Origin of the sequence: Rhizobium sp. NZLR10, assembly GCF_019685125.1 — a bacterium.
In the GTDB taxonomy this organism is placed as follows: Bacteria; Pseudomonadota; Alphaproteobacteria; order Rhizobiales; family Rhizobiaceae; genus Rhizobium.
In genome coordinates this window covers 215448-241061 of record NZ_JABDWE010000004.1, presented here as the reverse complement: position 1 = coordinate 241061, position 25614 = coordinate 215448, and the positions used below count along the sequence as shown (strand labels likewise).

The window sequence follows — 25614 nt, the reverse complement described above, 5'->3', positions numbered from 1 at the left end:
CGGTCGATGCCGGCTGTTCATGCCATTGAACATTTGTACTGTTTCGCATAAAATAACGTTCGTCAAGAATTTAATGCGAAACGGTACAAAATATGAAGGATGAAAAGAAGCGCGGCCGCCCGAGGGGTTTCGACGCCAAGGCCGCACTCGCCAAGGCGCGGGATGTCTTCTGGGACAGGGGCTTTACCGCCGCCTCGCTCGACAATCTGAGTGCCGCGACCAAGCTCAATCGTCCGAGCCTCTATGGCGCCTTCGGCGACAAGGAGGATCTCTATCTCGATACGCTGGAGGGTTACCGGCAGGACGGCATGGATGCGCTGGCTGAGGCGCTCAATCCGTCACTTCAGCTGCGCGACAATCTCGCACGCGTCTATGCCGGCGCGTTGGCGGTGTATCTGCATGGTGAAACCGCCGCGCGCGGCTGTCTCCTGATCGGCACGGCAACGGTCGAGGCGGTCGAGCATGAGCGGGTCCGCGAGGTGCTTGGCCGCAGCCTCAGCGATTTCGACGGCGAGATCGAAAAGCGCATGCGCCTTGCGGTTCAAAGCGGCGAGCTTCCGCAAGGCGCCGATCCGCAGATGCTGGCAATGCTCGCCTCCGCCGTCATGCATTCACTCGCAGTCCGCGCCCGCGCCGGCGACAGCCGCGAGACGCTGGAAGCGATCGCCAGCTCAGGCGTCGAGCTGATCTGCGGGAGCGTCCAGCGAAGCTGACTGGGGGTCCGTCTCGGCATCCCGCGGCCGCACCATCCAGGCATAGGCAGCACCGCCGAGAAGCAGCACCGAGGTGCCGAGGAAAACCGCCCGCATGCCGATATGGCCGCCGACAAAGCCGCCGAGGACCGGACCGGCCACCTGGCCGATATATTGCGAGGAGATGGAAAGCCCGAGAATGCTGCCGGCCGCGCTATCCGGCACGCTGTGGCGGATGACGGCGGCGATGCAGGGCAGGAGCCCGCCGAGTGCTGCGCCCATCAGGAAACGCAGGACGATCAGCTGCCAGGAACTGGTGACGAAGGCCTGCGGGATCAGCAGCAGTCCGGCGACGGCGAGCGCGCCTGAAATCACCGGCCAATGGCCGATCCGGTCGGCAAGCTTGCCGAGCCGCGAGGCGGAAAGAATGCTGCCGAGGGCGGCGGCCGACATGACGATGCCCGAAATCATCGTGACTTGGTCCGCGACCGGCACGATCTGCGCGACATAAACGGTGATGATCGGCTCGATCGACATATTGGCGAACATCAACAGCATGCCGGTTGCCAGCATGGCGATGACAGGCCGTTTGTCGCCGATGGATTTCCAGCCGCCGCTGGCCTTGGCCGCCTGTTTGCGGGCCGGCGATTTCTCCTCCTTGATCAGCAGGATCGTGGCGAGAAAGGCGAGGAAGATCATGCCGCCGGCCGCCAGAAACGTGGCGCGGATGCCGATGACCGGCGGCAGCGCCCCGCCAATCAGCGGCCCGACGAGATTGCCGGCCATGATGCCGGAAGAGAGAACGCCGAGCGCCCAGGCCGAGCGGTCCTTCGGCGTCTGCGTCGCCACCAGCACCATCGAGCCGGAGGCATAACCGCCAGCAAGGCCGACGAAGAGGCGCAGCGCCACCAGCTGCCAGACATTACCGGCCATGCCCATCAGCGAGATCGCCACCGTCATGCCGAGGCTGGCGCGCACCAGCATCAGCTTGCGACCGTAAATATCACCGAGCCGTCCCCAGATCGGCGCGACGAGAGCCGCGGCCAGGAAGGTGGCACCATAGGCGATACCAGACCATTGCACGATCGCCGCATGGTCGCTGACGCCGAGTTCCTCGACATAGAGCGGCAGGAAGGGCAGCAACAGCGTCATCGCCACGATCGTCGTGAAAGAGCCGACCAGCGAGATCGCGAGGTTGCGCTTCCAGTAGATCGAGCCTGCCCTAGCGCTCGCCGCGTCCAATTGAGTATCGGTCATTCCTTGCCTCGGCGTCGATCATGAAGGCGCAGTTGCGCGGCAATCTGGATCATCTCGGATAAAAGTGTTAGATATAACTGATTGCATAATGCAATCGGATAATCGGAGGATATTGCCATGAACGATATGCGCACGAGGCAACAGACAGTCCGCGATCTCTACGCCGCCTATCTCGAAGACCGCAAGGATAAAGTCGACGCCATGCTGGCGGAAGATTTCACCTTCTCCAGTCCGCGTGACGACCATATCGACCGGGCCACGTATTTCGAGCGCTGCTGGCCGAAGGAGCCGTTCTTCCGTGCTATCCACATCGAGTTCCTGGCGGTCGACGGCGACGAGGCTGTTGTTCGCTACCGCGCCGAAAAACTCGACGGCGGCAGCTTCTGCAACATAGAAAGCCTTCGTTTCCGCGGCGACAAGATCGCCGCCGTGGAAGTCTATTTCGGCCGCAATCTCTGATCGCGGCTGGCGCGGTTTACAGGATCCGAATTGCCGACGTGACGATGATGACCATCGAGACCGCCACCATCAGCGGCCGCACCGGCAGCCGCTTGACGAGGACGGCGCCAAAGGGCGCGGCAATGACGCCGCCGATGATCAGGCCGATCGCCGAATTGAGCTCCGACCAGCCGAGCGTCAGGATGAAGGTCAGCGAAATCGTCAGCGTTACCGCGAATTCGGTGAAATTGGTCGAGCCGATCACCCGCTTCAGGTCATGGCCGCGCCCGATCAGCGTGCTGGTGACGACAGGTCCCCATCCGCCGCCGCCGATCGCATCGAGCACGCCGCCGCAAAACCCGACGGGCGGCACGGCCCAGTCGCGCACCTCGCGTTTTGCCGGTGGCCGAAAGGCCTTGTAGAGAATTAGCAAGCCGATCGCGATCAGGTAGGCCGACACGAACGGTGCGATCACCCTGCCGTCGATATTGGCCAGCAGATAGGCGCCGATCGCGCCGCCGATCATGCCGGCCGGTGCCAGCCGCCCCACCAGGCGCCAGTCGACATTGCGATGATAGGCATGCGAAATGCCCGACGCGGCCGTGGTGAACATCTCAGCCACATGCGTCATCGCGCTGGCATTGGCCGCCGGCACCCCGAAGGCAAGAAGACTCGTCGTCGACAGCACGCCGAAGGCCATGCCGAGTGCTCCGTCGACGATCTGCGCGCAGAAGCCCACCACGATGAAGAAGAAGATATCCGATGTCATGCGGTCCCCTCAGACGAACGGTAGCATCAGAATCCGCGATGCGGAAAAAATCTTAATTCAAGCGGAAAGTCCGCGCTGTTTCAGCCGAACAATTTTGAAGAAGCCGTTCGGAAAGACCGGCAGGATTTCGACGGCGGAAAAATCGCCACGCCGCTCGGCCCAGGCGAGGATACGATGGATGCGGAAGGCGGAGGACCAGCCGATGTGACGCACCAGCGGCGCCACCGCCGCCTCGATCGCGCCCTGCAGACCGGCGCCGTCTCCAAGCTTGCTGGCCAGGATGATTTCGCCGCCCGGCCGCAGCACCCTGGCGCATTCGTCGAGCGCCCGCTCGGGCTCGGGGATCAGGGTGATGACGAAGGGCAGGCAAACCGCATCGAAAGACCTGTCGGCAAAGCTCAGCGCATGCGCATCCATCACGTCAAGCGCCTGGACGTGCTGCAGATCCTCGCGTTTCGCCTTTTCGCGCGCCCGGGCGAGCATGTGTTCGGAAATGTCGATGCCGGTCACCCGGCAGCGGCTGGCATAGTGCCCGAGCGTCAGGCCGGTGCCGACGCCGACCTCCAGAACATCGCTGCCGGCTGCGGCGGCAAGCGCCGCCAGCTTGCGGTGGCCATCACGGAGAATGCCGCGACAGACGCGGTCATAGACCGGTGCCCAGCGCTGATAGATTTTCTGTTGATCTTCCGCGCTGCTGCGAAGCTCCGACATGCCGCACCTCCCTGAAGCCCAGGCCTCAACTCCTAAGGGTAGGTTCCGGTTCCGCTCGGATTGTGACCGAAGGCACAAAATCGCCTGGCAGGCCGACCCGCGGCTGCCTATTTTGCCGGCATGAGCCCAAGCTCTTTGGCGTCCAGCTCGCTGCCGATCTCGACGGTTTTCTTTTGTTTGTCGTAGACGCAGATCTGGGCGATCAGCCCCTTGGCGCCCTTCGGTTTCCCCGTCAGCAGGGCAAGCCCGTAATGGGAAGTGCCGAAGGGATCGACGGCGGCATTCGGATTGTCGATGGCGACAGCCGCCGTCTTGCACTTGGCCTCCACGTCAGCCGCCATCTGTTTCCAGGCCTCATCCGAGGATGCGTGCGCCGCAGCTGAGAGCAAGGGAAACGTGGCCATCGCCAGCAGCGGGATTATATTCCTGTTCATATCGGGTCTCCATTGAGGTCAATCGCGGGGAAGCGGTTTTCGGTGCGGATATCCCAAGCAATTTGCAGGCGCGATTCCATCGCGGCAACTGAGGCAAATTTTCCTCCGACGGATCGTTTTTTGATATTTCGCCGGTTGCCTCTCCCCCTTTCCCCTCCTATGTTCCGCCTCACCTGCCGATGACGCAATCTATTGCAAGGAGATCTGATATGGCTTTCGAATTGCCTGAACTTCCCTATGATTACGAAGCGCTTGCTCCCTTCATGTCGAAGGAAACGCTGGAGTTTCACCACGACAAGCACCATAAGGCCTATGTGGACAACGGCAACAAGCTTGCCGCCGAAGCCGGTCTTTCGGATCTCTCGCTCGAAGACGTGGTGAAGAAGTCGTTCGGCACCAATGCCGGCCTCTTCAACAACGCTGCCCAGCACTACAACCACATCCATTTCTGGAAGTGGATGAAGAAGGGCGGCGGCGGCAACAAGCTGCCGGGCAAGCTCGAAGCGGCCTTTACGTCCGATCTCGGCGGCTACGACAAGTTCAAGGCCGATTTCGCCACTGCCGGCGCCACCCAGTTCGGCTCCGGCTGGGCCTGGGTTTCCGTCAAGAACGGCAAGCTCGAAATCTCCAAGACCCCGAACGGCGAAAATCCGCTGGTTCACGGCGCCACCCCGATCCTCGGCGTCGACGTCTGGGAACACTCCTACTACATCGACTATCGCAACGCCCGCCCGAAATATCTCGAGGCCTTCGTCGATAGCCTGATCAACTGGGACTACGTCCTGGAACGCTACGAAGCAGCCACGAAGTAAGCGGCCCCGGACTCGCAGCCCACGGGCGGCGATGTCAGTCAGCCTCTTCGAACTTGGCACCCGGCGCCTCAAACGCCGGGTGTTTCGTTTTGAAAGACAAGCCGTCACATCCCTGTCATCGGCCGCTCCTAATCACGCCCCATGTCTTTTTCTGCTCTTCCCCTGTTCCGCTTCGGCATCATCGCCGACCCGCAATATGCGGCAATCCAGCCGCATGCGGCCATGGACCGCTATTACGCCAACAGCCTCGCCAAAGTTGCCGAGGCGATCGAGGTCTTCAACGGCGAGGAATTGAGCTTCGTCATGACGCTCGGCGATATCATCGACCGCAGCTTCGCAAGCTTCGACGATATCCTGCCGGTCTACGGCAAGCTGAGGCATGAGGCGCTCTTCCTGCTCGGCAATCACGATTTCTCGGTCTCCTCCGGCCATCTCTCCGAAATCGCCGCCCGTCTCGGCATGCCATCGCCCTATTACAGCGTCTCGCGCCACGGCTGGCGTTTCATCGTGCTCGACGGCAACGAAGTCAGCACCTTCGCGCCGCCCGAAGGCCATCCGCATCGGGCGCTGGCCGCACGGATGCTGACCGTGCTGCAGGAGCAAGGCGCCAGAAATGCCCATCGCTGGAATGCTGCGCTGAGCGACGAGCAGTTCACCTGGCTCGGCGATGAAATATCAAGCGCAGCCGCGGCCGGCGAGAAGGTGATCGTCATGAATCACTATCCCGTGCATCCTCCCGGTGAGCACGACATGTGGGATTGCGACCGCATCGTCGCGCTGCTCGCCTCGCACGACAATGTCGTCGCCTATCTCAACGGTCACAACCACGTCGGCAATTACGGCAAAGCCGGCGCCTGCCACTTCGTCAATTTCAAGGGCGTGGTCGACACCGAGACCGAAAACGCCTTCGCCATCGTCGAAGTCTACCCCGACCAGATTGAAATCCGCGGCTTCGGCCGCGAGGAGAGCCGGACGTTGGCTTTTTAGGCTGGGACGGCTGTACGGCTCTTTTGTGCTGCTCGGTTTATCCTGCGCAGGGATCGTCAGAGGTAAGCCGGGTGCGCCCTCGATGGAGCACCTAAGGCGCCAGTGCGAGTCTGGTGCAGCGCGCCCACACCCTCCGTCATCCTCGGCCTTGAGCCGAGGATCCATGCGCGCTGCTGATAGAGGCCAACGTGGATCCTCGGCTCAAGGCCGAGGATGACGGAGGAGGGATAAATGTCGGCAGTCCTTTGGCGGCGTCGAAGATGTGCCAGGCACGAAAGGCGCTTCACCAGGCTCATGACACTGACCCCTGCTCGTGGCTCAAACGCCGCCAAACGTGTTCGCACAAACGCCCGGCTATTACACAGGCACTGCCTTCTCCGTCCAGCCGCTGGTCCACAACTCCCGCAGTCGGTCGCCGTCGCCCGTGAAGAAATCCTCGCTTGCCGCGCAGTACTCCACCCGGTCGCTGCGGAAATTGCGAATCGCCTGGCGCAACTCGCACCAGGCGACGATATTGGCGGTCTGCGAATAATAGATCAGCGCGATCGGCTGGATCGTCCGTTCGCTGGCCCGACCAACCTCGTCGCGGTAGTCGAGCATCAGCTTGCGTTCGTCGCGGATCGCCCGGCGCACGATCGCAAGATCGAAGCCAGCCGGCTGGGCGATCGAGCCCCAGGCATAGAGCGCTTTGCTGTCCATTGCCTGGCGCAGCGGTGCCGGCACGGCGCCGGCGATCTTCTGGTTGACCCGGCGCGCGGCCTGCTTCAGCTCCTCGTCGGCCGTCCGTTCGAGCAGCGCCAGCGACAACACGATCGCCTCCATCTCTTCGATCGAGAACATCAGCGGCGGCAGGTCGAAGCCCGGCCGCATGATATAGCCGATGCCGCGCCCGCCCTCGATCGGCACGCGCATCGCCTGAAGGGCGGCGATGTCGCGATAGATCGAACGCACGGTCACCTCAAGCGTCTCGGCGATAACAGCCGCCGTCATCGGTTTTCTGGCGAGCCTCAGGATCTGAATGATCTCGAAAAGCCGCGAGGCCTTGCGCATTTTGCCTCTCCCATCCCTTACGCTCCTGACAATACACTGTCAGTTGGGTTCCCGTATAGAGCCGCCTATCAGATTGAAATCAATTAGGGTCTCTGAAAACGGCCCGCAGAACTCAAGGCGGTAACTGACATGAACTACCACGAAAACCTCTGGCTTTTCTTCGTCCTTCTCTTCGGCATCATCATCGTGCCGGGCATGGACATGCTCTTCGTGCTCGCCAATTCGCTGACCGGCGGCGTCAGGCGGGGGCTCGCGGCAACCGGCGGCATCATGGCCGGCGGCGCCGTGCATTCGGCCTATGGTGCGGCCGGCGTCGGCGTGCTCGTCACCATGCTGCCGCAGCTTTTCAACGTGCTGCTTGTTGCCGGCGTCGCCTATATGATCTGGATCGGCATTTCCTTGATCCGCAGTTCGATCACCGTCGAGGCGGTCGGGCCGGGGACGGCACGCTCCGGCTGGCGCGCCTTCCGCCAGGGGGCCGTCACCTGTCTGGTCAATCCCAAAGCCTATATTTTCATGTTCGCCGTCTATCCGCAGTTCCTCAAGCCGGAATACGGCCCGGTCTGGATGCAGGGCCTGATCATGGGCGCCATGACCGTCGCCACCCAGTTCGCCATCTACGGCACGCTGGCGATGACGGCCGGCCGCAGCCGCGACCTGCTTGTCGCAAATCCCGACGTCACGGCCTTCGTCGGCCGCTTCGCCGGGCTGCTGCTGGTTGCGGTCTCCGCGCTCAGCCTCTGGCAGGGGTGGAAAAGCGCTTGAGACACCTGTACCTATCACATTGTTTTTATGATGATCCGGCAAAACGTGACTGCCCGAATGGCATGGATTTTGTCATCCTCCCGGTGCAGATTGGCCATGGCCACCTTGGCCCCGGAAAATGCAGAAGAGAAATGGAGAGGAATATGAATTGGAAAGCAGTAGCTGCCGCCGCGGCGATGGCCGGCATAGCCTTCGGTTCGGTGAGCGCCGCCGACGGCACCCATGATTCGCGCATTGCCCTGATGAAGCAGATCGGCGGGGCGGCAGGCGCCTTGGGAGCTATCGCCAAGGGCACCAAGCCCTATGACGCCGAAGCGGTGAAGGCGGCGCTGACGACGATTGCCGCAACGGCCAAGGTTTTCCCCGATCAGTTCAAGCCGGGCACGGAAACGGGCGACGAAGAAGCGAGCCCGAAGATTTGGGAAAACATGGATGATTTCAAGGCGCGCGCCGCGAAGCTCTCCGCCGATGCCGAAACCGCGCTCGCCCAGCTTCCGGCCGATGAAGCGGCTGTCGGCGCCACGGTCGACACGCTCGGCGCCAGTTGCGGCGGCTGTCACAAGGCCTATCGCCTCAAGAAGTGAGCGATAGGTCGTTTTGATCAAGAGCAATTCCAGCAAAAGTGTGCAGCGGTTTTGCGTCCGGAATTGCGTAAGCAGAAGATACCCGATCCTCGATCCGCGCTGGCTTTGCCGCCAGTGCGGGTCGTCTTATTCTCGGCGCGGGAAAAATTCGACAAAAAGGGGAGGCGGAGCATGATCCGCAGGTTCATCCGGTTGCTGCTCTGTCTGATCGGCGTCGCCGTGCTCGGCGGTGGCGCCTTCTATCTGGTGACCGCGCCCGATCCTCTGCCGGAAAGCCATTGGGCGGGTCTCGGCGCCCCGGATCCGGCCAACGGCCAGATGGTTTTCTGGACCGGCGGCTGCGTCAGCTGTCATTCAGCCCCCGGTTCCGAAGGCGATGCCAGGCTGACGCTGTCAGGCGGGCTGGCGTTGAAGAGCCCGTTCGGCACATTCCACGTGCCGAATATCTCACCCGATGAAAAGGCCGGCATCGGCGGCTGGACGCTGGCCGAGTTCGGCAATGCGATGAAGCGGGGCGTCGGACCGGGCGGTCAGCATCTCTACCCTTCCTTTCCCTATGGCTCCTATGCCCGCATGAGCGACAAGGACGTCAACGATCTCTTCGCCTTCCTGAAAACCCTGCCGAAGAGCGCAAACGTCGCGGCCCCGCATGAGCTGCCGTTCCCGTTCAATATCCGGCTGGCGCTCGGCGGCTGGAAATTTCTCTATTTCAACGACCAGCCGCGCGTCGCCCTGGCAAAGAGCGACGACAAGATCAAGCGCGGCCAATATCTCGTCGAAGGTCCCGGCCATTGCGGCGAATGCCATACGCCGCGCGATGCGCTCGGCGGCTTCCAGGCAGATCAGTGGCTCGCCGGCGCCCCCAATCCGGAAGGCAAGGGCCGCATACCCGATATCACCCCGGCCTCCAAGAGCATCGGCGGCTGGAGCGAGGCCGATATCGCCAGCTACCTCGAAACCGGCTTCACGCCAGATTTCGACACAGCCGGCGGCTCGATGGTCGATGTGCAGCAGAACATTGCCCGTCTGCCGCCCGCCGACCGCGGGGCGATCGCCGCCTATCTGAAGGCCGTGCCGGGCCGTTAGAGCATGTCGCTGTTTAAGCGATCGACTGCATATAGCGCATGCCGGTCACCGGACGCGGGGTGAAATCCATCTGTTCGTAGAAGCGGTGCGCCAGCACGTTTCCGGTCGCGGCGCTGACGGAGAGGTAGCCGCAGCCGGCATTGCGCGCGGTCTCGCGGGCCCGGTCGACGAGCAGCTGGCCGGTGCCATGACCGCGATGGCCGTCGCGCACGAAGAGATGGTGCAGGTCCATGCCGCGCTTTCCCTCTTGCGCTCTGTAGAGCGGCACCAGAATGGCGTAGCCGATCAGCCCTCCGTCGGTTTCGGCAACGAGCGCCGTGATCCACGGCAGCGGGCCGAAGAGGTCGCGCTCCAACTGCTCCGGCGTCGTTCCCGCCGCATCGCCGTGATGGGCGGCAAGCAGGGCAATCATCGCGTTGAGTTCGGGCAGGTCGCGCGGCTTGGCGGCGCGGATCGTCACCACCGATGGGCGCATCAATGAAATTTCGCTGTCTTCGATTTCGGTCATGGTCTTCGCGTCCTTTGATAGTCTGCCGTCAGGACGCTGCCGATACAACAAAGCCGCCTGACGGCGGCTTGTTGACAATATGATCTTGTCCAGCCGCCCTTTACAGGTACAGCCAAAAATACGAGCGGCTCTGGTGCGCGTTTTTGATCATGGGTCATCAATCGTCGGAAACGCGGCGTTTGTCAATGGCGTCGGAGCCGGACGCTGAAACACGCCATCGGCCTTGATATCGGTCAAGCCCATCGATAGTATACCCCCCTATTCTATATGAGGACTCACCGTGTCCCACACCACTCTGCAGAAAAAGAAGCTCGTCGCCCGTGTCAGCCGCCTGAAGGGGCAGATGGAGGCGGTCGAGCGCGCGCTCGAGGCCGAGCGCCCCTGCGGCGAGATCCTGCAGCTGCTTGCCTCCGTCCGCGGCGCTCTGACCGGGCTGACCGGCGAGGTTTTGGACGATCACCTGCGCGAACATGTGCTGAATGCTGCCGACGACGCTGCAAGGGCGGAGGCGGTCGAGGAAATATCGGAAGTCTTGCGAACCTATATCCGCTGATTGCCGAGACGAAGGAGCCTGTAATGAGTGCCGGAATCGGGAAAGCTGCAATGAATACCTTTGAACACGACCATGTCTTCCTCGGCGCGGATCATCAGCGCAACGAGCGGCGCATCTGGCTGGTGATCGCGCTGACGGCGGTGATGATGGTGGCGGAAATCGCCGCCGGCACCGTCTACGGCTCCATGGCCCTGGTCGCCGATGGCTGGCACATGTCGACCCATGCCAGCGCTCTGCTGATTTCGGCGCTCGCCTATCTCTTCGCCCGCCGGCAGGCGCGCAATCCGCGTTTCACCTTCGGCACCGGCAAGCTCGGCGACCTCGCCGGCTTCGCCAGCGCCATCATCCTTGCGCTGATCGCCCTGCTGATGGCCTGGGAAAGCCTGTTGCGCCTCTCAAATCCCGTGCCGATCGGCTTTGCCCAGGCGATTGCCGTCGCCGTGATCGGCCTTGCCGTCAATCTCGTCAGCGCCTGGCTGCTTTCCGGCGGCGGCCATGCCGCGCATGGCAATCATGCGCACGCGCATCACCATCACGGCGACCACGCCCATCATGGTCATGGTCATGGTGATCACGGTCCCGGCCACGCAGAACCGGGCGACAACAATATCCGCGCCGCCTATCTGCATGTCATCGCCGATGCCTTGACCTCCGTGCTCGCCATCGCGGCGCTGACGCTCGGCAGCCTCTACGGCTGGCTCTGGCTCGACCCCATCATGGGCATCGTCGGCGGGCTGGTCATCGCCAATTGGTCCTGGAGCCTGATGAAATCCTCGGGCGGCGTCCTTCTCGACGTCGTCCCGCACGGCGAGACTTTGCCGGCGGAGATTCGCGAGGCGATCGAGACGGAGGAAGACCGGATCACCGATCTGCATGTCTGGCAGGTCGGCCCCGGCCACCATGCGGCGATCGTCGCGGTCGTCACCTCTGAGCCGCGCGAGCCGGCCTTTTACAAGGGCAGGCTTTCGGCGCTGACGGAATTGTCGCATGTGACGGTCGAGGTCACCCGCGCCGCGTGATCGGCGTGCGGCCGACAAAGTCGCTCGGCGAACAACAAGGTTGCTCGGCGGACGACATTGTCGCCGCGGGGACGAGATGCCGCCGCAATCGCCCCTTAGCTTTGTGTTCCTCACCGCCGGAGGAATCATGGATCTCAGTCTTACCCGCCGTATGCTGATAGGCTCGGCATTGTGCCTGCCTGCACTAACGCTTCCCGTCAGAGCCCAAGAGAAGAGCGAGGAAGACAACGACAACATCGAGCGGCGCCTTGCCGCGTTGGAAAAACGCACCGGCGGCCGTCTCGGCGTCTCGGTGCTCGACACTGAGACGAGCATTTCCTTCAACTATCGCGGCAGCGAAGCCTTTCCGATGTGCAGCACCTTCAAGGCGCTGGCAGCCGGCTTCGTGCTCGCCCGTGCCGACAAGGGCGAGGAAAGCCTCGACCGCCGGGTGACCTATGGAAAGGACAAGCTGGTCGACTATTCGCCGCTCAGCGAAAAACACGCCGGCACCGATGGCATGACGGTCGCCGAACTCTGCGAGGCGGCGGTGACCGTCAGCGACAACACGGCCGGCAACCTGCTGCTCGAAAGTTTTGGCGGTCCGGCGGGTTTGACCGACTGGCTGCGTTCGATCGGCGACGGCACGACGCGTCTCGACCGCACCGAACCGACGCTGAACGAGGGCAGGAAGGACGATCCGCGCGACACGACGACACCGGATGCGATGCTCGACACGCTCGGCAACCTGACGCTCGGCTCGATCCTCACCGAAGCCTCCTCAGACAGGTTGATCGCCTGGCTGGTGGCCAGCACCACCGGCGGCGAGCGGCTGAGAGCCGGCCTGCCTAAGGAGTGGAAAGTCGGCGACAAGACCGGTACCGGCCCGAACGGCTCCCTCGGCGATATCGCCGTCATCTGGCCGCCCGACCGCGGCCCGATCGTCGCGGCCGTCTATATCGCCGAGGCGACCGCGCCGGTGAAGGAGCTCAATCCCGTCTTTGCCGAAGTCGGCCGGATGATCGCCGAGATGGTTTGAGCGGGAAAATGCGAAGGGCATAATCGGCAGCTGTCTGGTTCGCGGGTCTTTCTTCTGCAAGGAGAGGGCACCCTCTCCATCACGGCAGCGTATAGGCGATCACATAGTCGCCGGGCTTGGTGCCGACCGACCCGTGACCGCCGGCGACCATGACGACATATTGTTTGTTGTCATCCGCCGTATAGGTCATCGGCGTCGCCTGGCCGCCGGCGGGAAGCCGGGCCTGCCACAGCTCCCGGCCGTTGGTCACGTCGTAGGCGCGCAGGTAATTGTCGACCGCAGCCCCGAGGAAGGCGACGCCGCCCTTGGTCAGCATCGGTCCGCCGATGCCCGGCACGCCGACCTTGAAGGGCAGGGGTAGCGGCGTCATGTCGTGCACGGTGCCGTTCTTGTGCATGTAGGCGATCTTGCCGGTGCGCAGATCGACGCCGGCGACATAGCCCCATGGCGGCGCCTGGCAGGGGATTTTGAGCAGCCCGAGGAACGGACCCATGAAGACGCCGTAGGGCGCGCCGTCATTGCGGTTGAGCCCCTGTTCGCTGCCCTTCTCGTCCTGGCCGCGCGGCGGAATGTCGGCGGCCGGCACCAGGCGCGAGGTGAAGGCGAGATAGGTCGGCATGCCGAACATGATCTGCCGCTCCGGATCGACCGCGACCGAGCCCCAGTTGAAGGTGCCGAAATTGCCGGGATAGACGATCGTGCCCTTCAGCGACGGCGGAGTATAGCGGCCCTCGTAGCGGTAACGATGGAAGTCGATGCGGCAGGCGAGTTGGTCAAACAGCGACACGCCCCACATATCCTTCTCCTTGAGCGGGTCGGGCGAGAAGGTTAGATCGGAGATCGGCTGCGTCGGCGAGGTGTGGTCGCCGGAGACCGCACCATCAGGCGCTGGAATCTCCTTGACCGGGATGATCGGCTCGCCGCTGCGCCGGTCGAGCACATAGAGATCGCCTTGCTTGGTCGGGCCGACCAGGGCCGGAACGACGCTGCCGTCCGGTTTCGTCACGTCGATCAGCGCCGGCTGGGCCGGCACGTCCATGTCCCAGAGATCGTGATGCACTGTCTGGCGCACCCAGCGCAATTGGCCGGTGGCGATGTCGAGGGCGACGATCGAGGAGGAGAATTTCTCGACATTGTCGCTGCGGTTGATGCCGATCTGGTCGGGCACCTGGTTGCCGAGCGGGATGTAGACCAAGCCGAGGCCCTCGTCGACGCTGAAGACCGACCAGCTGTTCGGCGAATTGGTCGTATAGGTCTGGCTATCGGTGATCGGCATCGTCACGTCGGGATTGCCGGAATCCCAGTTCCAGAGCAGCGCGCCGGTATTGATGTCGAAGGCGCGGATGACGCCGGATTGTTCCTCAGTCGAATAGTTATCGTTCACCGCGCCGCCGACGATGATCTTGCCTGCCACGGCTACCGGCGGCGAGGTGGAATAATAATAGCCGGCCGGGTTGTAGCGCATGCCGGTTTCCAGATGCAGCACGCCCTGATCCGCAAAGCTGGTGCACACCTTGCCGTCCGCCGCGTCGAGCGCGATCAGCCGGGCATCGGAGGTCGGCAGGTAGACGCGCTCGGCGCAGGGCTGGCCGGCGGCCACATTGGGATCGGCATAATAGGTGACACCGCGGCAGGTCTGATGCTGCCGGTTGGGGTTCATCCCGGAATTGGCGTCGTATTTCCATTTCTCCTTGCCGGTTTTGGCGTCGAGCGCGATCGCCCAGTTGTGCGGCGTGCAGAGATAGAGCGTGTCCTTCACCTTGAGCGGGGTCACCTGATAGGTCGTCTCGCCGACATCGTCCGGGCGTTTGACGTCGCCGGTCTGGTATCGCCACGTCTCCTTGAGGGTGGAGACGTTCTCGGCGGTGATCTGGTCGAGCGGCGAATAACGCTGGCCGAAGGGCGTGCGCCCATATTGATGCCATTCGCCGTCGGGGACGCTGCCGCCGAAGGCGGGGTTGGCGGCGACCTGATCCTTCGGCAGTTCGCCGGCAAGATCGTGCGGGTCTGTCGTCATCGAATAGAGCGCGACGAGGATGGCGAGAATGACAGGCACGGCGAGCGGCCAGGGATTGGCGCCGTAGGTGATGCCCGTCGGGCTGCGAAAGCCGAGCGGCCGGCGGATCCACGGCGTCAGCAGCCAGAGCCCGAGCAGGATGATCATGCCGCCGCGCGGGCCGAGCTGCCACCAGTCGAAGCCGACCTCCCAGATCGCCCAGGCGAGTGCTGCGACGACGAGCACCGCATAGACCCAGAGCGCCACCGCCTTGCGCATCAACAGCAGCCCGGCGGTGATGAGGAACATCAACCCGGCGAACAGATAAAATATGCTGCCGCCGAGCGTGACGAGCCAGAGCCCGCCGCCGCTAAGCGTAAGCCCGATGATGATGAAGAACACGGAGGTGATGACGATCGCCATAAGGGCTGTCTCCCGCTGAGGTTAGCCGGGGTGAAGGATCGGCGGAAAAGTCCCGCCGATCAGGCAGATAGCGCGAAGGAAATGCCTTTCAACGGCCATATTTGCCGCAGGCTGCGGCGGCCATTGGACATGCACGGACCAGGCTCGATACAGCCTGGCATAGCGCTTTTAGGCTCAGCAACCGTTGTGCCAGCCGGATGAAGCCGATCGCTGTGAGGCGGCCACTGGAAGGCAAGACCGCAGTTACGTCCCGCAGAAGGTCGCGAGCACCCGTTCGTCCGGCTTCGGCGGTTCCATATAAGCGGCAAAGCCCGGCTGGTCTTCATAGGGTTTCGAAAGCACGGTCAGCAGCGCCTCGAACAGCGAGAAATCGCCGTTCTCGACCGCGGCCTCGATCGCCTGTTCGACCCGGTGATTGCGCGGAATGAAGACCGGATTGACGCTGCGCATGGCCAGAGTGCGCTGAGGCGCCGTCTGCGGATCGCGCGACAGTCTCTCGCGCCACTGCGTGAGCCAGGTGCCGCAGGCCTCCGGTTCGCGAAAACTCGCGGCAAAGGCAGGTTCCACAGCGCCGTCGCCGGCAAGATCCGACAGCCGCCGGAAAGCCAGGGTGAAATCGGCGCCCTGCGCCTGCATCAATGACAGCAGCGCCTGCACCAGGTCGAGATCTCCGTCCTCTTCGCCGGCAAGACCGATTTTCTCTCGCATGCCGGCCAGCCACGCAGCCTGGAACCGTTCGCCATAGGCTCGGATCACCGCATTCGCTTTGTCGACCGCGCCGTCGGGCTCTTCGTCGATCAGCGGCAGCAGCGTTTCGCCGAGCCTTGCGAGGTTCCATTGGCCGATGCCGGGCTGGTTGGCATAGGCATAGCGGCCATGCTGGTCGATCGATGAGAAGACGGTGGCCGGATCATAGGTATCCATAAAGGCGCAGGGGCCGAAATCGATCGTCTCGCCGGAAACGGTCATATTGTCGGTGTTCATCACCCCATGGATGAAACCGACATGCAGCCAACGGGCAATCAGCGCCGCCTGCCGCTCCGAGACCGCCGAAAACAGTGAAAGATATGGATTGTCAGCCGTTTTCAGGGTGGGGTAATGCCGGTCGATCACATAGTCGGCCAGCGCTCGCACGCCGTCGGCATCGCCCCTGGCCGCGAAGTACTGGAAGGTGCCGACGCGGATATGGCTTGCCGCGACCCGGGTGAAGACCGCGCCCGCCAGCACCTCTTCCCGGTAGACCGGCTCGCCTGTGGTCACCGCCGCCAACGCCCGCGTGGCCGGAATGCCGAGCGCAAACATCGCTTCGCTGATGATATATTCGCGCAGCACCGGCCCGATTGCCGCCCGCCCATCGCCGCGGCGCGAAAAAGGCGTGGGTCCGGCGCCCTTCAGCTGGATATCGAAGCGCCTGCCGCTGCGGTCGATCACCTCGCCGAGCAGGATCGCCCGCCCGTCGCCGAGCTGCGGCGAGAAGCCGCCGAACTGATGGCCCGCATAGGCCATCGCCAGCGGTTCGGCACCTTCGGGAACCAGATTTCCGGAAAAGATCGCCGCGCCGTCGCGCCGCAACGCCTCGACGTCGAGCCCGAGCTCGGCAGCCAGCGGCTCGTTGAGCTTGATCAGCGAGGGCTCCGCCACCGAAGTCGGCGTCTGCGCCGCAAAGAAGCGCTCGGGCAAGCCGGCATAGCTGTTGTCGAACGGAAAGGCCGCGGCGGCCCGGTTTTTCTGCAGGGTGGAGGTCATGCTTCATAGGTAGGGCCGGGGTGCGCTTGGCGCAAGCCGGTTTGGTTGAAGACCCCAAAGCCCTTCACGAAGAACAGGCCGATGCAAGGAATCGTGATCTGCCTTTACCTCTCGTCAAAGCTGGTTTGCCATAAACGACATAGCGCCGCCATGATCGCGAGCGTATAGCAAATCGTCTCCCCTTGGCTTTGCGCCATGTCATCCCCGCGGCCCTGCTGCCTGCTGTGCTCCGCCGCGCCACCGCGAGTGATTCCGGACGATGTCGGATCAGATTTACCAGGCGCCGATGGTTCGGCGCGCCGCGCCCAATTTCCGGGTGATCGCGATGATTGTCGCGAGTGCGATGCTGATGGAAAATATCGACGCGACTGTGCTTGCGACCGCGCTGCCCACCATGGCGCGCGATTTCAGCGTCAGCGCGCCGGCCATGTCGATCGCCCTGACCTCCTATCTCCTCAGCCTGGCGATCTTCATTCCCGCGAGCGGCCGGATGGCCGACCGTTTTGGCTCTCGCACCGTCTTCCGCGCGGCCATATCCGTCTTCGTGATCGGCTCGATCTTTTGTGCGCTGGCGCCGACGCTGTCGTTCCTGGTGCTGGCGCGGCTGCTTCAGGGCATAGGCGGTGCGATGATGATGCCGGTCGGCCGCCTCGTGCTGATGCGCAGCGTCGACCGCAAGGATATGGTCAGCGCCATGTCCTGGCTGCTGGTGCCGGCGCTGATCGGGCCGATCGTCGGCCCGCCGCTCGGCGGCTTCTTCGTCACCTATCTCGACTGGCGCTGGATCTTCTACATCAACGTGCCGATCGGCATCATCGGCATGATCTTCGTGTCGATCTACATCGACGAGGTGAAGGGCAAGGCGAGCGGCCCGTTCGATACGCTCGGCTTCGTCCTTTCCGGCATCTCGCTCGGTTCGTTGCTCTTCGGCTTCGAAATGTCGAGCCACGAAGGCGAGGGCGCCTTCTCGATCTTCCTGATCGCTATCGGCCTGCTCTTCGGCATCGCCTATCTCCGGCACGCCCGCAAGCATCCGTCGCCGATCATGGATTTCTCGCTGATGAAGGTAGCGAGCTTCGGCACGTCGGTGATCGCCGGGTCGCTGACGCGCATCACCCAGGGCGCCCAGCCCTTCCTGCTGCCGCTGCTCTTCCAGATCGGCTTCGGCCTGTCCGCCGCTGCGGCCGGCCAGATCGTCATCGCCACAGCACTTGGCGCTCTCGCCATGAAACCGATGGCGAAGTTCGTCTTCCGCCGGCTGGGGTTCCGCCGAAGCCTGGTCCTCAACGGCATCTTCGGCACGGTCGGCTATGGCCTCTGCGCCGCCTTCCGGCCGGATTGGCCGATGCCGCTGATCTTCCTCGTCCTGATCCTCAGCGCCTTCTTCCTGTCGTTCCAGTTCACCGCCTACAACACCATTGCCTATGACGAGATCGACAAGGAGCGGATGAGCTCGGCCACGAGTTTCTACACCACCTTCCAGCAGCTCATGCTGTCGCTCGGCATCTGCATCGGGGCCTTAGCGCTGCACGGTTCCATGGCCTTTAGCGGGGCTGAAACGCCTGCGCTTGGTGATTTCTCGGCCGCCTTTATCGTCGTCACGATCATCTCGATCACCGCCACCTTCTGGAACCTGCGCTTCTCGCCGACCGCCGGCGAGGAGATCAGCGGCTACAAGGTGAAACGGACGAAAACTGATGCGACATGCATAAAAACAAAGGCTTGAAGCCCCTCGCTTGAATCAAATTCTGCGCCGGACTTCAGCCCTCCATCGCTGCCGCCATGTCCGCGAGCTTGCGCACGGTGTTGAGGTTGCGCGACGTTCCTGGCTTCAGCGCCGGCAGCTTCAGCTTCGAGCGGCCGGACCCATTGGGGTAATGCACATAGATTTCGCGGGCCGCGAGCTTTGCCTCCTCGCCATCAGGCGCCACCATTTTATCAAGCGCATCGGCAGGCGGTTTTTCGGGCAGGAAATAGACGAGCAGGAAGTTCGGTTTGGCCTTGGGAAAAGGTGCGTTGGCGGCAATGGCGTCGAGCTCGTTGCGGCTTCGCACCATCACCCCCGGCCGCTTGCCCATCTTCTGCCCGAGCGCTGCGTCGAGCTTTTCCTCTACGGTCGTTTCGGATTCGTCCGAGCGGAAGAGTACATTGCCGCTTTGGATGTAGGTTTTCACGTCGGCAAAGCCGAGGCCTTCGCAGATAGCCTTGAGCTCAGCCATCGGGAGCGACCCGGTGCCCCCGACGTTTACGGCGCGGAGGAGGGCGATGTAGACTGCCATTTCTTTCTCCCTCGACTGTCGTGCCGTTCCAGCCCCCTCTGCCATGGGGGAGATGCCCGGCAGGGCAGAGGGGGGCGACCACGGCGCTCCCTAAAGATTTCACATCTTCCCCGCCACCTTGATGGCAAACGCATACTCGAACGCAATCTCTTCCAGCCGCTGAAACCGCCCCGACGCGCCGCCGTGGCCGGCGTCCATGTTGGTCTTGAGCAGGATCGGCGCCTCGCCGGTCGTTTCCTCACGCAGCTTCGCCACCCACTTGGCGGGTTCCCAATAGGTGACGCGCGGGTCGGTCAGGCCGCCGAGCGCCAGGATCGGCGGGTAGGCTTTGGCGCCGACATTGTCGTAGGGCGAGTATGAGGCGATCTGCTCGTATTCTTCCCGACTGTCGATCGGGTTGCCCCATTCCGGCCATTCCGGCGGGGTGAGCGGCAAAGTATCGTCGAGCATCGTGTTGAGCACGTCGACGAAGGGAACGGCGGCGATGATGCCGGCAAACTTCTCCGGCGCCATGTTGGCAACCGCCCCCATCAGCATGCCGCCGGCCGATCCGCCCTCGGCGATGATCTTCGCGTAAGAGGTGAACTTCTGTTGATTCAGATAGTCGGCGGCAGCGACGAAGTCCTTGAAGGTATTCGTCTTCTTGTCCATCTTGCCGTCTTCGTACCAGGAAAACCCCTTGTCCTTGCCGCCGCGGATATGGGCGATGGCATAGACGAAGCCGCGATCGGCGAGCGACAGGCAGTTGGTGTTGAAACCGGCCGGAATGGTGATGCCGTAGGCGCCGTAGCCATAGAGCAGGCAGGGCGCGCTGCCGTCGAGCGCGGTGTCTTTGCGATAGAGCAGGGTGACCGGCACTGTCTCGCCGTCCCATGCCGGGGCGAAGACGCGGCGGGTGATGTAATCGTCGGGATTGTGACCCGACGGCACCTCCTGCGTCTTCAGGAGCGTGCGCTCGCGGGTCACCATGTTGTAATCATAAAGCTGCGACGGCGTCGTCATCGACGAATAGGAGAAACGAACGACATCCGTGTCGTATTCCGCCGCGCCCGAGAGCCCGAGCGAATAGGCTTCCTCGGCAAAGGCGATCGCATGTTCCTCGCCGGTCCTGCGGTCGCGGATCATGATCTGCGGCAGTCCGTCCTTGCGCTCCAGCCACAGAAGATTGCGGGCATAGGCCATGTGGCTGATAATCAGCGTGCCGGGCTTGTGGGCGACCACTTCGCGCCAGTTTTCCTTGACCGGATTGTCGGCCGGCGCTTGCATGATCTTGAAGTCCTTGGCGCCGCCATCATTCGTCAGGATGTAAAAGACGTCGCCGCCCTCGGTCAGCGAATACTCGATGCCTTCCTCGCGCGCCGCCACCAGCTTCGGCTCGGCGGTGAGATCCTTGGTCGACAGCAGCCGGTATTCGCTGGTCTCGTGGTCGTGAATATCGATATAGATGAAGTCGTCGAGCAGCGAGCCGCCGACGCCCATGAAAAAGCCGGCATCGGCTTCCTCATAGACCAGCTGGTCTGCCGATTGCGGCTGGCCGACTATATGGTGGAACACCTTCGAAGGCCGGTGGTTCTCGTCGAGCGCCGAATAGAAGAAGCTCTTGCCGTCGGGCGCCCAGACGCCGCCGCCGCCGGTATTCTCGATCCGGTCTTCGAGGTCTTGTCCGGTCGCGAGGTCGCGCACCTTCAGCGTAAAGAATTCCGAACCCTTATCGTCATAGCCCCAGATGCCGCGGCTATGGTCGCTCGAATGGTCGAGACCGCCGAGACGGAAATAGGCCTTGCCTGATGCCTCCTTGTCGCCGTCGAGCAGCACGGTGCGGATCGTCTCGTCGGCGACGTTGCCGTCGCGGGCGATGCGGAAAAAGCGCGGCTGTTCGCCGCCTGTGACATAAAACGTGCCGTAGGCATAGGCGCCGTCCTTCATCGGCACCGAACTGTCGTCTTCCTTGATGCGGCCGCGCATTTCGGAAAACAGCACCTTCTGCAGCGGCTTGGTGTCTTCCATCGCCGCATTCATATAGGCGTTTTCAGCTTCGAGATGCCGGCGGATCTCGGGATCGAGGATCGAGGGATCCTTGAACATCGCCTGCCAGTTGTCGGCGCGCAGCCAGGCATAGTCGTCCGTGCGGGTGATGCCGTGGCGCGTATCGGAAACGGGCTTTTTCGGTGCGGCAGGCGGTGTCGGCAGGCTTTTGAAAACGGACAAGGAATGGCTCCGGTGGGAATGTCGGGTTGGCAAGAGATAGAGGCGCACTGGTCCCGGATCAAGCGTCAAAGGTGCGCCAAGGGTGCGGGTGGCCTTCCACAAGCAAGGAGGCGGCTCCGCCCGCCTTGCCTTGATGTCACCACAATATTTAAGAATGTCCGCTCTCACAGAGCGAAAATTGCACGCGCCAAGCCTCCGGCAAGCTGCCTGCGGCAGGGTGAAAAATGGACAACAGCAAGGGATTTCTCCGCAATGCCGAAACGTCTGCTCCTGTTTGTATCCCTCGTCAGCCTTGCTGCCCCTGCCTTTGCCGTCGATCCCGCCATCAAGAAGCAACTTGAAAAACTCGATCCCTCGACCCGTCTGGAACAGAGCTGCGACACCGAGGCGATGAGCCGCATCAACCAGGAAAGCGCCGGCTTCAAGCCCGACAAGGTGATCGCCTATACCTTCAAGGACCCGATCCCCGGCGATAATTCGCTGCAGGCCCCGGGCGCGGTCTTCCGCAGCAAGGGCGATTGGTATCATCTCTCCTACAATTGCATCACCGGCCCGCAGCATATCAACGTGCGCGAACTCGACTACCAGATCGGCGACAAGGTGCCGCGCGAGAAGTGGGACAAGTATTATCTCTACGATTGATGCCCTTGGCTTTGTTCGGGCGGCAGCGGTGACATCCGGCCACATGGCGCCATGCAAAAGCATCCGCTAAAATCTGTCGAAACCGACTTGTAGAAGCCTCTGATATGAACCGCATCCTGCTCGTTTCGGCGTTCCTTCTGACCACCATCGCTCCCGTACTGGCGGACGAGCTACCGTCAGCGCTGCCAGCCTCGGCCGCTGTGAGCGCGGCCCCGAGAGCGCCGGTGGCAAAGCTCGTCGAGCCGCATCTGCATATCGCCCGCTCCAACCTTGCTGGCCATGCCCGCATTGCGCTGACCTTCGATGCCTGCATGGGGCAGGCAGATGAGCGCATCCTGTCGACGCTGGTGCGCGAACGCATCCCGGTGACGATCTTCGTCACCGCCCGCTGGCTGAAGCATAACCCTGCCGCGGTTGCCGTGTTCCTGCAGAACCCCGATCTCTTCGAACTCGAAAATCACGGAGAGAACCATATTCCGGCCGTCGACACGCCGACGCTGATCTATGGCATCGCCTCGGCGGGCTCGCCGCAGGCGGTAAGGCAGGAGGTCGAAGGCGGCGCTGCCGCCATGGTCGCGGCCGGGATTCCGGCGCCGCGCTGGTTCCGCGGCTCGACCGCCAAATATGACCTTTCCGCCATCGGCGAAATCCGCGCCATGGGATATCGCATCGCCGGTTATTCGGTAAACGGCGACGGCGGCTCGCTGCTTGGGGCTGCGATTACCGAAAAGCGCATCGCCTCGGCCAAGGATGGCGATGTCGTCATCTCCCACGTCAACCAGCCAACCCATGCCGCGGGCGAGGGCGTGGCCAAGGCGCTGGTCGACCTGAAAGCCAAGGGCGTGCAATTCGTCCGTCTCGAGGACGTCGAGGATATGGGCGACGACAAAACGACGGAGTAGTTTTGTAGGGCGTGCCGTGTGAGCCCCCTCTGCCCTGCCGGGCATCTCCCCACAGGTGGGGAGATCACAAGTGGCCAAACCTTCGCGCTCGTTTACCGCTCCGGCGGGCTGCAACGCCAGTTGTTTGGGGAAGCCGTTGCGTCCAGCCAATCTCCGCACCTGTGGGGGAGATGCCCGGCAGGGCAGAGGGGGGGCTGGCACGGCACAACAGTCAATCCGAAGCCTTTACCGCAGTTCACTCCCAGCCCCCAACCTATCCTCTCCAAACCGCCGCAGCCCCGGCCCATCCCTGTCGAGCGCGAAATCCTCGAACCAGTCGCGATGCATGCCTGCGAGCATCGCCCCGATCATCTGGGCTGCGAGATAGGAAAAGGTGATGCCGTTGCCGCCGTAGCCGTAGGCGGCGAACACATGCGGCATCTCAGGCACCGGGCCGATCAGCGGCAGGCCGTCGGTCGTTTCGCCGAAGGTTCCGCACCAGGCATGTTCCACCCGCGTATCAGCCTTCGGCCATAGCCGCCTTACTTTCTCCTGGATCGCGATGGTCTTGGCCGGCAGCTTGCGGTCGCGGGCTTCGGGATCGGCCGTGCCGTCATCCTCGCCGCCGGCGACGATGCGATTATCCTCGGTCGTGCGCATGTAGAGATAGGGGTGACTGTCCTCCCAGATCAGCGCCCTGTCGCGCCAGAAATTTGCCGGGTCCTGAGGCACGGTGGCGAGCGCCCAGCTCGAGCTGGTGCGGTGCAGCTTCGGCATGTCGATGCCCGGCATCGAATAGCCGGTCGCAAGCACGGCGCGCCGCGCCTCGATGATATGGCCTCCGTCCGTCTCCGCCGTGACGTGATCGCCTTCGCTGTGAAGTGCTGTGACGGAGGCGCTCACCAGTCGCGCGCCGCGCCGGACGGACATTTCGATCAACGCCCAGGTCAGAAGCAGCGGGTCGCACTCCGCCGAACCCGGTGAATAGATCGCCCCATCCCGGTCGAACTCAAATTGCGTGAAGAGATCGGGATGTTCGAGATAGACTCCGGGCAGGCCGGCCCGGCGGCGAAGCTGGCGCTCATCGAGGAGATTGCGTGCCCCTTCGCGACCCTCGGCGAGATAGAGCGTGTTGCGCGGCCGGAAGCCGCAGGCAATCCCGTTTGCGGCGATCAGCTTGGAAAGGCCGGCGACCGCAGCACCGCTGCGGCGATAGATGCCGGCGGCGCGTTCGAAGCCGTAATAGTCCTCAAGCTCGATGAGCGTGCTGTCGATTTCCCATTGCAGCATCGCCGTGCTCGCCACGGTGCTGCCGAAACCGGGCTTCTCCCGGTCGATGATAACAACGGAAAAACCGCGCGCCGTCAGGTGTTCGCCGACCAAAGCGCCAGTGATGCCGCCGCCGATCACGGCGACGTCGGTGGAAAAGCTTTGCTCCATCGGCCGCCACTCCGGCCGTACGCCGCTTTTTCCCCAGAGAGAACGGCCGCTGACCATCTGGTCGTGATCGGATTCGTCGAGATCGAGATCAGAGGCCACGCATGTCTCCCCGGTTGATCATTTCGGCAGTTGCGGCTGCGGCTTTTCCTCGATCAGCAATTCCTCGATGATCGTGATGACGATCAGCGACAGCGGCAGCGCCAGCATAGCGCCGACGGCGCCCCACATCCATGTCCAGAACAGAATGGCGAGAAAGACGACGAAAGGGTTGATTTCCAGCCGCCGTCCCATCACCGCCGGGAAGATCAGGTTTTCCATGAGAAGATGCACGGTAAAGAAGGCCGCGGCCGGTATCAGGCCAATGACGAGGTCATCATGGGAGAGAATGCCGGCGACCGCGACGGCAAGCGTCATCAGCGTGATGCCGAGGTAGGGAATGAAGCTCGACAGGAAGGCGAAGAAGCCCCAGAGCACCGGCGCCGCCAGCCCGCCCGTATAAGCGATGACAGTCATGACGACGCCGAGCCCGATATAGATCAGCGAGGCTGTGGCGAAGTAGAAGCCAAGCACCTGCTCGACGGCATTGATGACGCGGATTGCCGCCAGGCGTTGCGTGCGGGTGCGGAAGGTCATGATGATCGTCTTGCGCAGGTTGACCCGGCTGGCCAGGAAGAGCAGCAGCGCCGCAAAGAAGATCATCCCCTGCACGACAGCCGGCGTCAGGCTGGTCGTCACCACATGCAGCACGTTGCCGGTGTTTTCGAGCAGCGCACCGATCGACATCGGCCCGCTTTCGAATGTCGCCGGCGTGATATGCAGCCATTGGATGCGCTCGAGATAAGGCATGACGCGGTCCATGGTCCGCTCGGCAAAGGCCGGCCCCTCATTGGCAAACGTCATCAGCGGGCCGGCGAGCGAGTTGATCACCAGGAAGATCACCAGCGCCACGCCGCTTGACAGCATGAAGGCGTTGGCCAGTCGCGGCACGCCCATCCTGCTGAGTTTTTCCGCCGCCATGCCGAGGATCATCCCGACGACGACGGCAAGTGTGATCGGAATGAGGATCAGCGACATCATGTAGACGGCGGCAAGGCCGAGAATGCCGAAGATGCCGATGATCGCCCAGGCCATGCTGATATCGAGACCGTCCTTTTCCAGCCGGTGCAGCGGTGGCGGCGGCAGCTCTTCGGCTGCCTCCTTCAGCGTCTGCGCCCAGGCGCTGGTGCGGCGTTCGCCGATCGCGATCTTCTTTGCCTGTTTGCGGATGCCGTTGGCGATGCCCATGCGGTGAGGTCCCCGAAGCCTCATTGCTTCGT

At 62.9% G+C, this 25614-nt stretch carries 25 protein-coding genes; 13 read left to right on the top strand and 12 right to left on the bottom strand.

Going from position 1 to position 25614, the window contains the following annotated elements:
• Positions 1 to 92: 92 nt before the first annotated feature.
• A complete protein-coding gene (locus HJB82_RS08765; RefSeq protein ID WP_221139828.1) occupies positions 93 to 713 on the top strand; it encodes a TetR/AcrR family transcriptional regulator in 621 nt (206 codons plus the stop codon).
• Here the strand turns inward: HJB82_RS08765 and HJB82_RS08760 are convergent.
• A complete protein-coding gene (locus HJB82_RS08760; protein WP_207583475.1) occupies positions 672 to 1949 on the bottom strand; it encodes a multidrug efflux MFS transporter in 1278 nt (425 codons plus the stop codon). The genes HJB82_RS08765 and HJB82_RS08760 overlap by 42 nt on opposite strands.
• Positions 1950 to 2066: 117 nt before the next feature.
• On the opposite strand from HJB82_RS08760, the gene HJB82_RS08755 reads away from it, so the two are divergent.
• Positions 2067 to 2408, top strand: a complete 342-nt coding sequence (locus HJB82_RS08755; protein WP_207583476.1) for a nuclear transport factor 2 family protein — start codon at positions 2067 to 2069, stop codon at positions 2406 to 2408.
• 16 nt (positions 2409 to 2424) lie between these two features.
• On the opposite strand, the gene HJB82_RS08750 is transcribed toward HJB82_RS08755, so the two are convergent.
• The 3 genes from HJB82_RS08750 to HJB82_RS08740 all read right to left on the bottom strand — a co-directional run bounded on the left by HJB82_RS08750 (position 2425) and on the right by HJB82_RS08740 (position 4301).
• The gene (locus HJB82_RS08750; protein ID WP_207583477.1) at positions 2425 to 3156 is read right to left on the bottom strand and encodes a sulfite exporter TauE/SafE family protein; all 732 of its coding nucleotides are present in this window, start codon (positions 3154 to 3156) and stop codon (positions 2425 to 2427) included.
• Positions 3157 to 3213: 57 nt separating this feature from the next.
• On the bottom strand, positions 3214 to 3867 hold the full coding sequence (locus tag HJB82_RS08745; RefSeq protein WP_207583478.1) for a class I SAM-dependent methyltransferase: 654 nt from the start codon (positions 3865 to 3867) through the stop codon (positions 3214 to 3216).
• A 107-nt stretch (positions 3868 to 3974) separates the two neighbouring features.
• The gene (locus tag HJB82_RS08740; RefSeq protein ID WP_207583479.1) at positions 3975 to 4301 is read right to left on the bottom strand and encodes a hypothetical protein; all 327 of its coding nucleotides are present in this window, start codon (positions 4299 to 4301) and stop codon (positions 3975 to 3977) included.
• 209 nt (positions 4302 to 4510) lie between these two features.
• Here HJB82_RS08740 and HJB82_RS08735 point away from each other — a divergent pair, with 209 nt between their 5' ends.
• Positions 4511 to 5113, top strand: a complete 603-nt coding sequence (locus HJB82_RS08735) for a superoxide dismutase (protein ID WP_003546549.1) — start codon at positions 4511 to 4513, stop codon at positions 5111 to 5113.
• A 141-nt stretch (positions 5114 to 5254) separates the two neighbouring features.
• Positions 5255 to 6100 (top strand): metallophosphoesterase, encoded by an 846-nt coding sequence (locus HJB82_RS08730; protein ID WP_207583480.1) that lies wholly within the window; start codon positions 5255 to 5257, stop codon positions 6098 to 6100.
• 357 nt (positions 6101 to 6457) lie between these two features.
• On the opposite strand, the gene HJB82_RS08725 is transcribed toward HJB82_RS08730, so the two are convergent.
• Entirely contained in the window at positions 6458 to 7150 is a 693-nt protein-coding gene (locus HJB82_RS08725; RefSeq protein ID WP_221139827.1) for a YafY family protein, read from the bottom strand.
• A gap of 129 nt (positions 7151 to 7279) precedes the next feature.
• Here HJB82_RS08725 and HJB82_RS08720 point away from each other — a divergent pair, with 129 nt between their 5' ends.
• The 3 genes from HJB82_RS08720 (at position 7280) to HJB82_RS08710 (ending at position 9585) form a co-directional block, all read left to right on the top strand.
• Complete coding sequence (locus HJB82_RS08720) at positions 7280 to 7915, top strand: LysE family translocator (protein WP_221115348.1); 636 nt, start codon at positions 7280 to 7282, stop codon at positions 7913 to 7915.
• Positions 7916 to 8058: 143 nt separating this feature from the next.
• Positions 8059 to 8499: a cytochrome c gene (locus HJB82_RS08715; RefSeq protein ID WP_207583483.1), complete on the top strand. Its 441-nt coding sequence runs from the start codon at positions 8059 to 8061 to the stop codon at positions 8497 to 8499.
• 171 nt (positions 8500 to 8670) lie between these two features.
• The gene (locus tag HJB82_RS08710; RefSeq protein ID WP_221139826.1) at positions 8671 to 9585 is read left to right on the top strand and encodes a cytochrome c; all 915 of its coding nucleotides are present in this window, start codon (positions 8671 to 8673) and stop codon (positions 9583 to 9585) included.
• A gap of 13 nt (positions 9586 to 9598) precedes the next feature.
• On the opposite strand, the gene HJB82_RS08705 is transcribed toward HJB82_RS08710, so the two are convergent.
• Positions 9599 to 10093, bottom strand: a complete 495-nt coding sequence (locus HJB82_RS08705) for a GNAT family N-acetyltransferase (RefSeq protein ID WP_207583485.1) — start codon at positions 10091 to 10093, stop codon at positions 9599 to 9601.
• A gap of 280 nt (positions 10094 to 10373) precedes the next feature.
• Here HJB82_RS08705 and dmeR point away from each other — a divergent pair, with 280 nt between their 5' ends.
• The 3 genes from dmeR (at position 10374) to bla (ending at position 12683) form a co-directional block, all read left to right on the top strand.
• A complete protein-coding gene (dmeR, locus tag HJB82_RS08700; protein ID WP_207583486.1) occupies positions 10374 to 10646 on the top strand; it encodes a metal/formaldehyde-sensitive transcriptional repressor in 273 nt (90 codons plus the stop codon).
• A 23-nt stretch (positions 10647 to 10669) separates the two neighbouring features.
• Entirely contained in the window at positions 10670 to 11665 is a 996-nt protein-coding gene (gene dmeF / locus HJB82_RS08695) for a CDF family Co(II)/Ni(II) efflux transporter DmeF (RefSeq protein ID WP_221132136.1), read from the top strand.
• 127 nt (positions 11666 to 11792) lie between these two features.
• Positions 11793 to 12683, top strand: coding sequence for a class A beta-lactamase (gene bla, locus HJB82_RS08690; RefSeq protein ID WP_221115344.1), 891 nt, complete (start codon positions 11793 to 11795; stop codon positions 12681 to 12683).
• A 79-nt stretch (positions 12684 to 12762) separates the two neighbouring features.
• On the opposite strand, the gene HJB82_RS08685 is transcribed toward bla, so the two are convergent.
• Both HJB82_RS08685 and HJB82_RS08680 read right to left on the bottom strand, forming a co-directional pair.
• Positions 12763 to 15102: a glucose/quinate/shikimate family membrane-bound PQQ-dependent dehydrogenase gene (locus HJB82_RS08685; protein WP_221139825.1), complete on the bottom strand. Its 2340-nt coding sequence runs from the start codon at positions 15100 to 15102 to the stop codon at positions 12763 to 12765.
• 243 nt (positions 15103 to 15345) lie between these two features.
• On the bottom strand, positions 15346 to 16848 hold the full coding sequence (locus HJB82_RS08680) for a YdiU family protein (RefSeq protein WP_207583490.1): 1503 nt from the start codon (positions 16846 to 16848) through the stop codon (positions 15346 to 15348).
• A gap of 259 nt (positions 16849 to 17107) precedes the next feature.
• Between HJB82_RS08680 and HJB82_RS08675 the strand changes: the two genes are divergently transcribed.
• Positions 17108 to 18574 (top strand): DHA2 family efflux MFS transporter permease subunit, encoded by a 1467-nt coding sequence (locus HJB82_RS08675; RefSeq protein WP_207583491.1) that lies wholly within the window; start codon positions 17108 to 17110, stop codon positions 18572 to 18574.
• Between the two features lie 34 nt (positions 18575 to 18608).
• On the opposite strand, the gene HJB82_RS08670 is transcribed toward HJB82_RS08675, so the two are convergent.
• Both HJB82_RS08670 and HJB82_RS08665 read right to left on the bottom strand, forming a co-directional pair.
• Entirely contained in the window at positions 18609 to 19127 is a 519-nt protein-coding gene (locus HJB82_RS08670) for a DUF1697 domain-containing protein (RefSeq protein WP_207583492.1), read from the bottom strand.
• Between the two features lie 99 nt (positions 19128 to 19226).
• Positions 19227 to 21335: a S9 family peptidase gene (locus HJB82_RS08665; RefSeq protein WP_221139824.1), complete on the bottom strand. Its 2109-nt coding sequence runs from the start codon at positions 21333 to 21335 to the stop codon at positions 19227 to 19229.
• A gap of 252 nt (positions 21336 to 21587) precedes the next feature.
• On the opposite strand from HJB82_RS08665, the gene HJB82_RS08660 reads away from it, so the two are divergent.
• Positions 21588 to 21977, top strand: a complete 390-nt coding sequence (locus tag HJB82_RS08660; RefSeq protein WP_007626817.1) for a DUF930 domain-containing protein — start codon at positions 21588 to 21590, stop codon at positions 21975 to 21977.
• Between the two features lie 104 nt (positions 21978 to 22081).
• Positions 22082 to 22879, top strand: a complete 798-nt coding sequence (locus HJB82_RS08655) for a polysaccharide deacetylase family protein (RefSeq protein WP_221139823.1) — start codon at positions 22082 to 22084, stop codon at positions 22877 to 22879.
• A 225-nt stretch (positions 22880 to 23104) separates the two neighbouring features.
• Here HJB82_RS08655 and HJB82_RS08650 read toward each other — a convergent pair whose 3' ends face one another.
• Together HJB82_RS08650 and HJB82_RS08645 are read right to left on the bottom strand one after the other, a co-directional pair.
• A complete protein-coding gene (locus tag HJB82_RS08650) occupies positions 23105 to 24397 on the bottom strand; it encodes an FAD-binding oxidoreductase (protein WP_221139822.1) in 1293 nt (430 codons plus the stop codon).
• An 18-nt stretch (positions 24398 to 24415) separates the two neighbouring features.
• Positions 24416 to 25582, bottom strand: a complete 1167-nt coding sequence (locus HJB82_RS08645; protein ID WP_207583496.1) for an AI-2E family transporter — start codon at positions 25580 to 25582, stop codon at positions 24416 to 24418.
• Positions 25583 to 25614 lie beyond the last annotated feature (32 nt).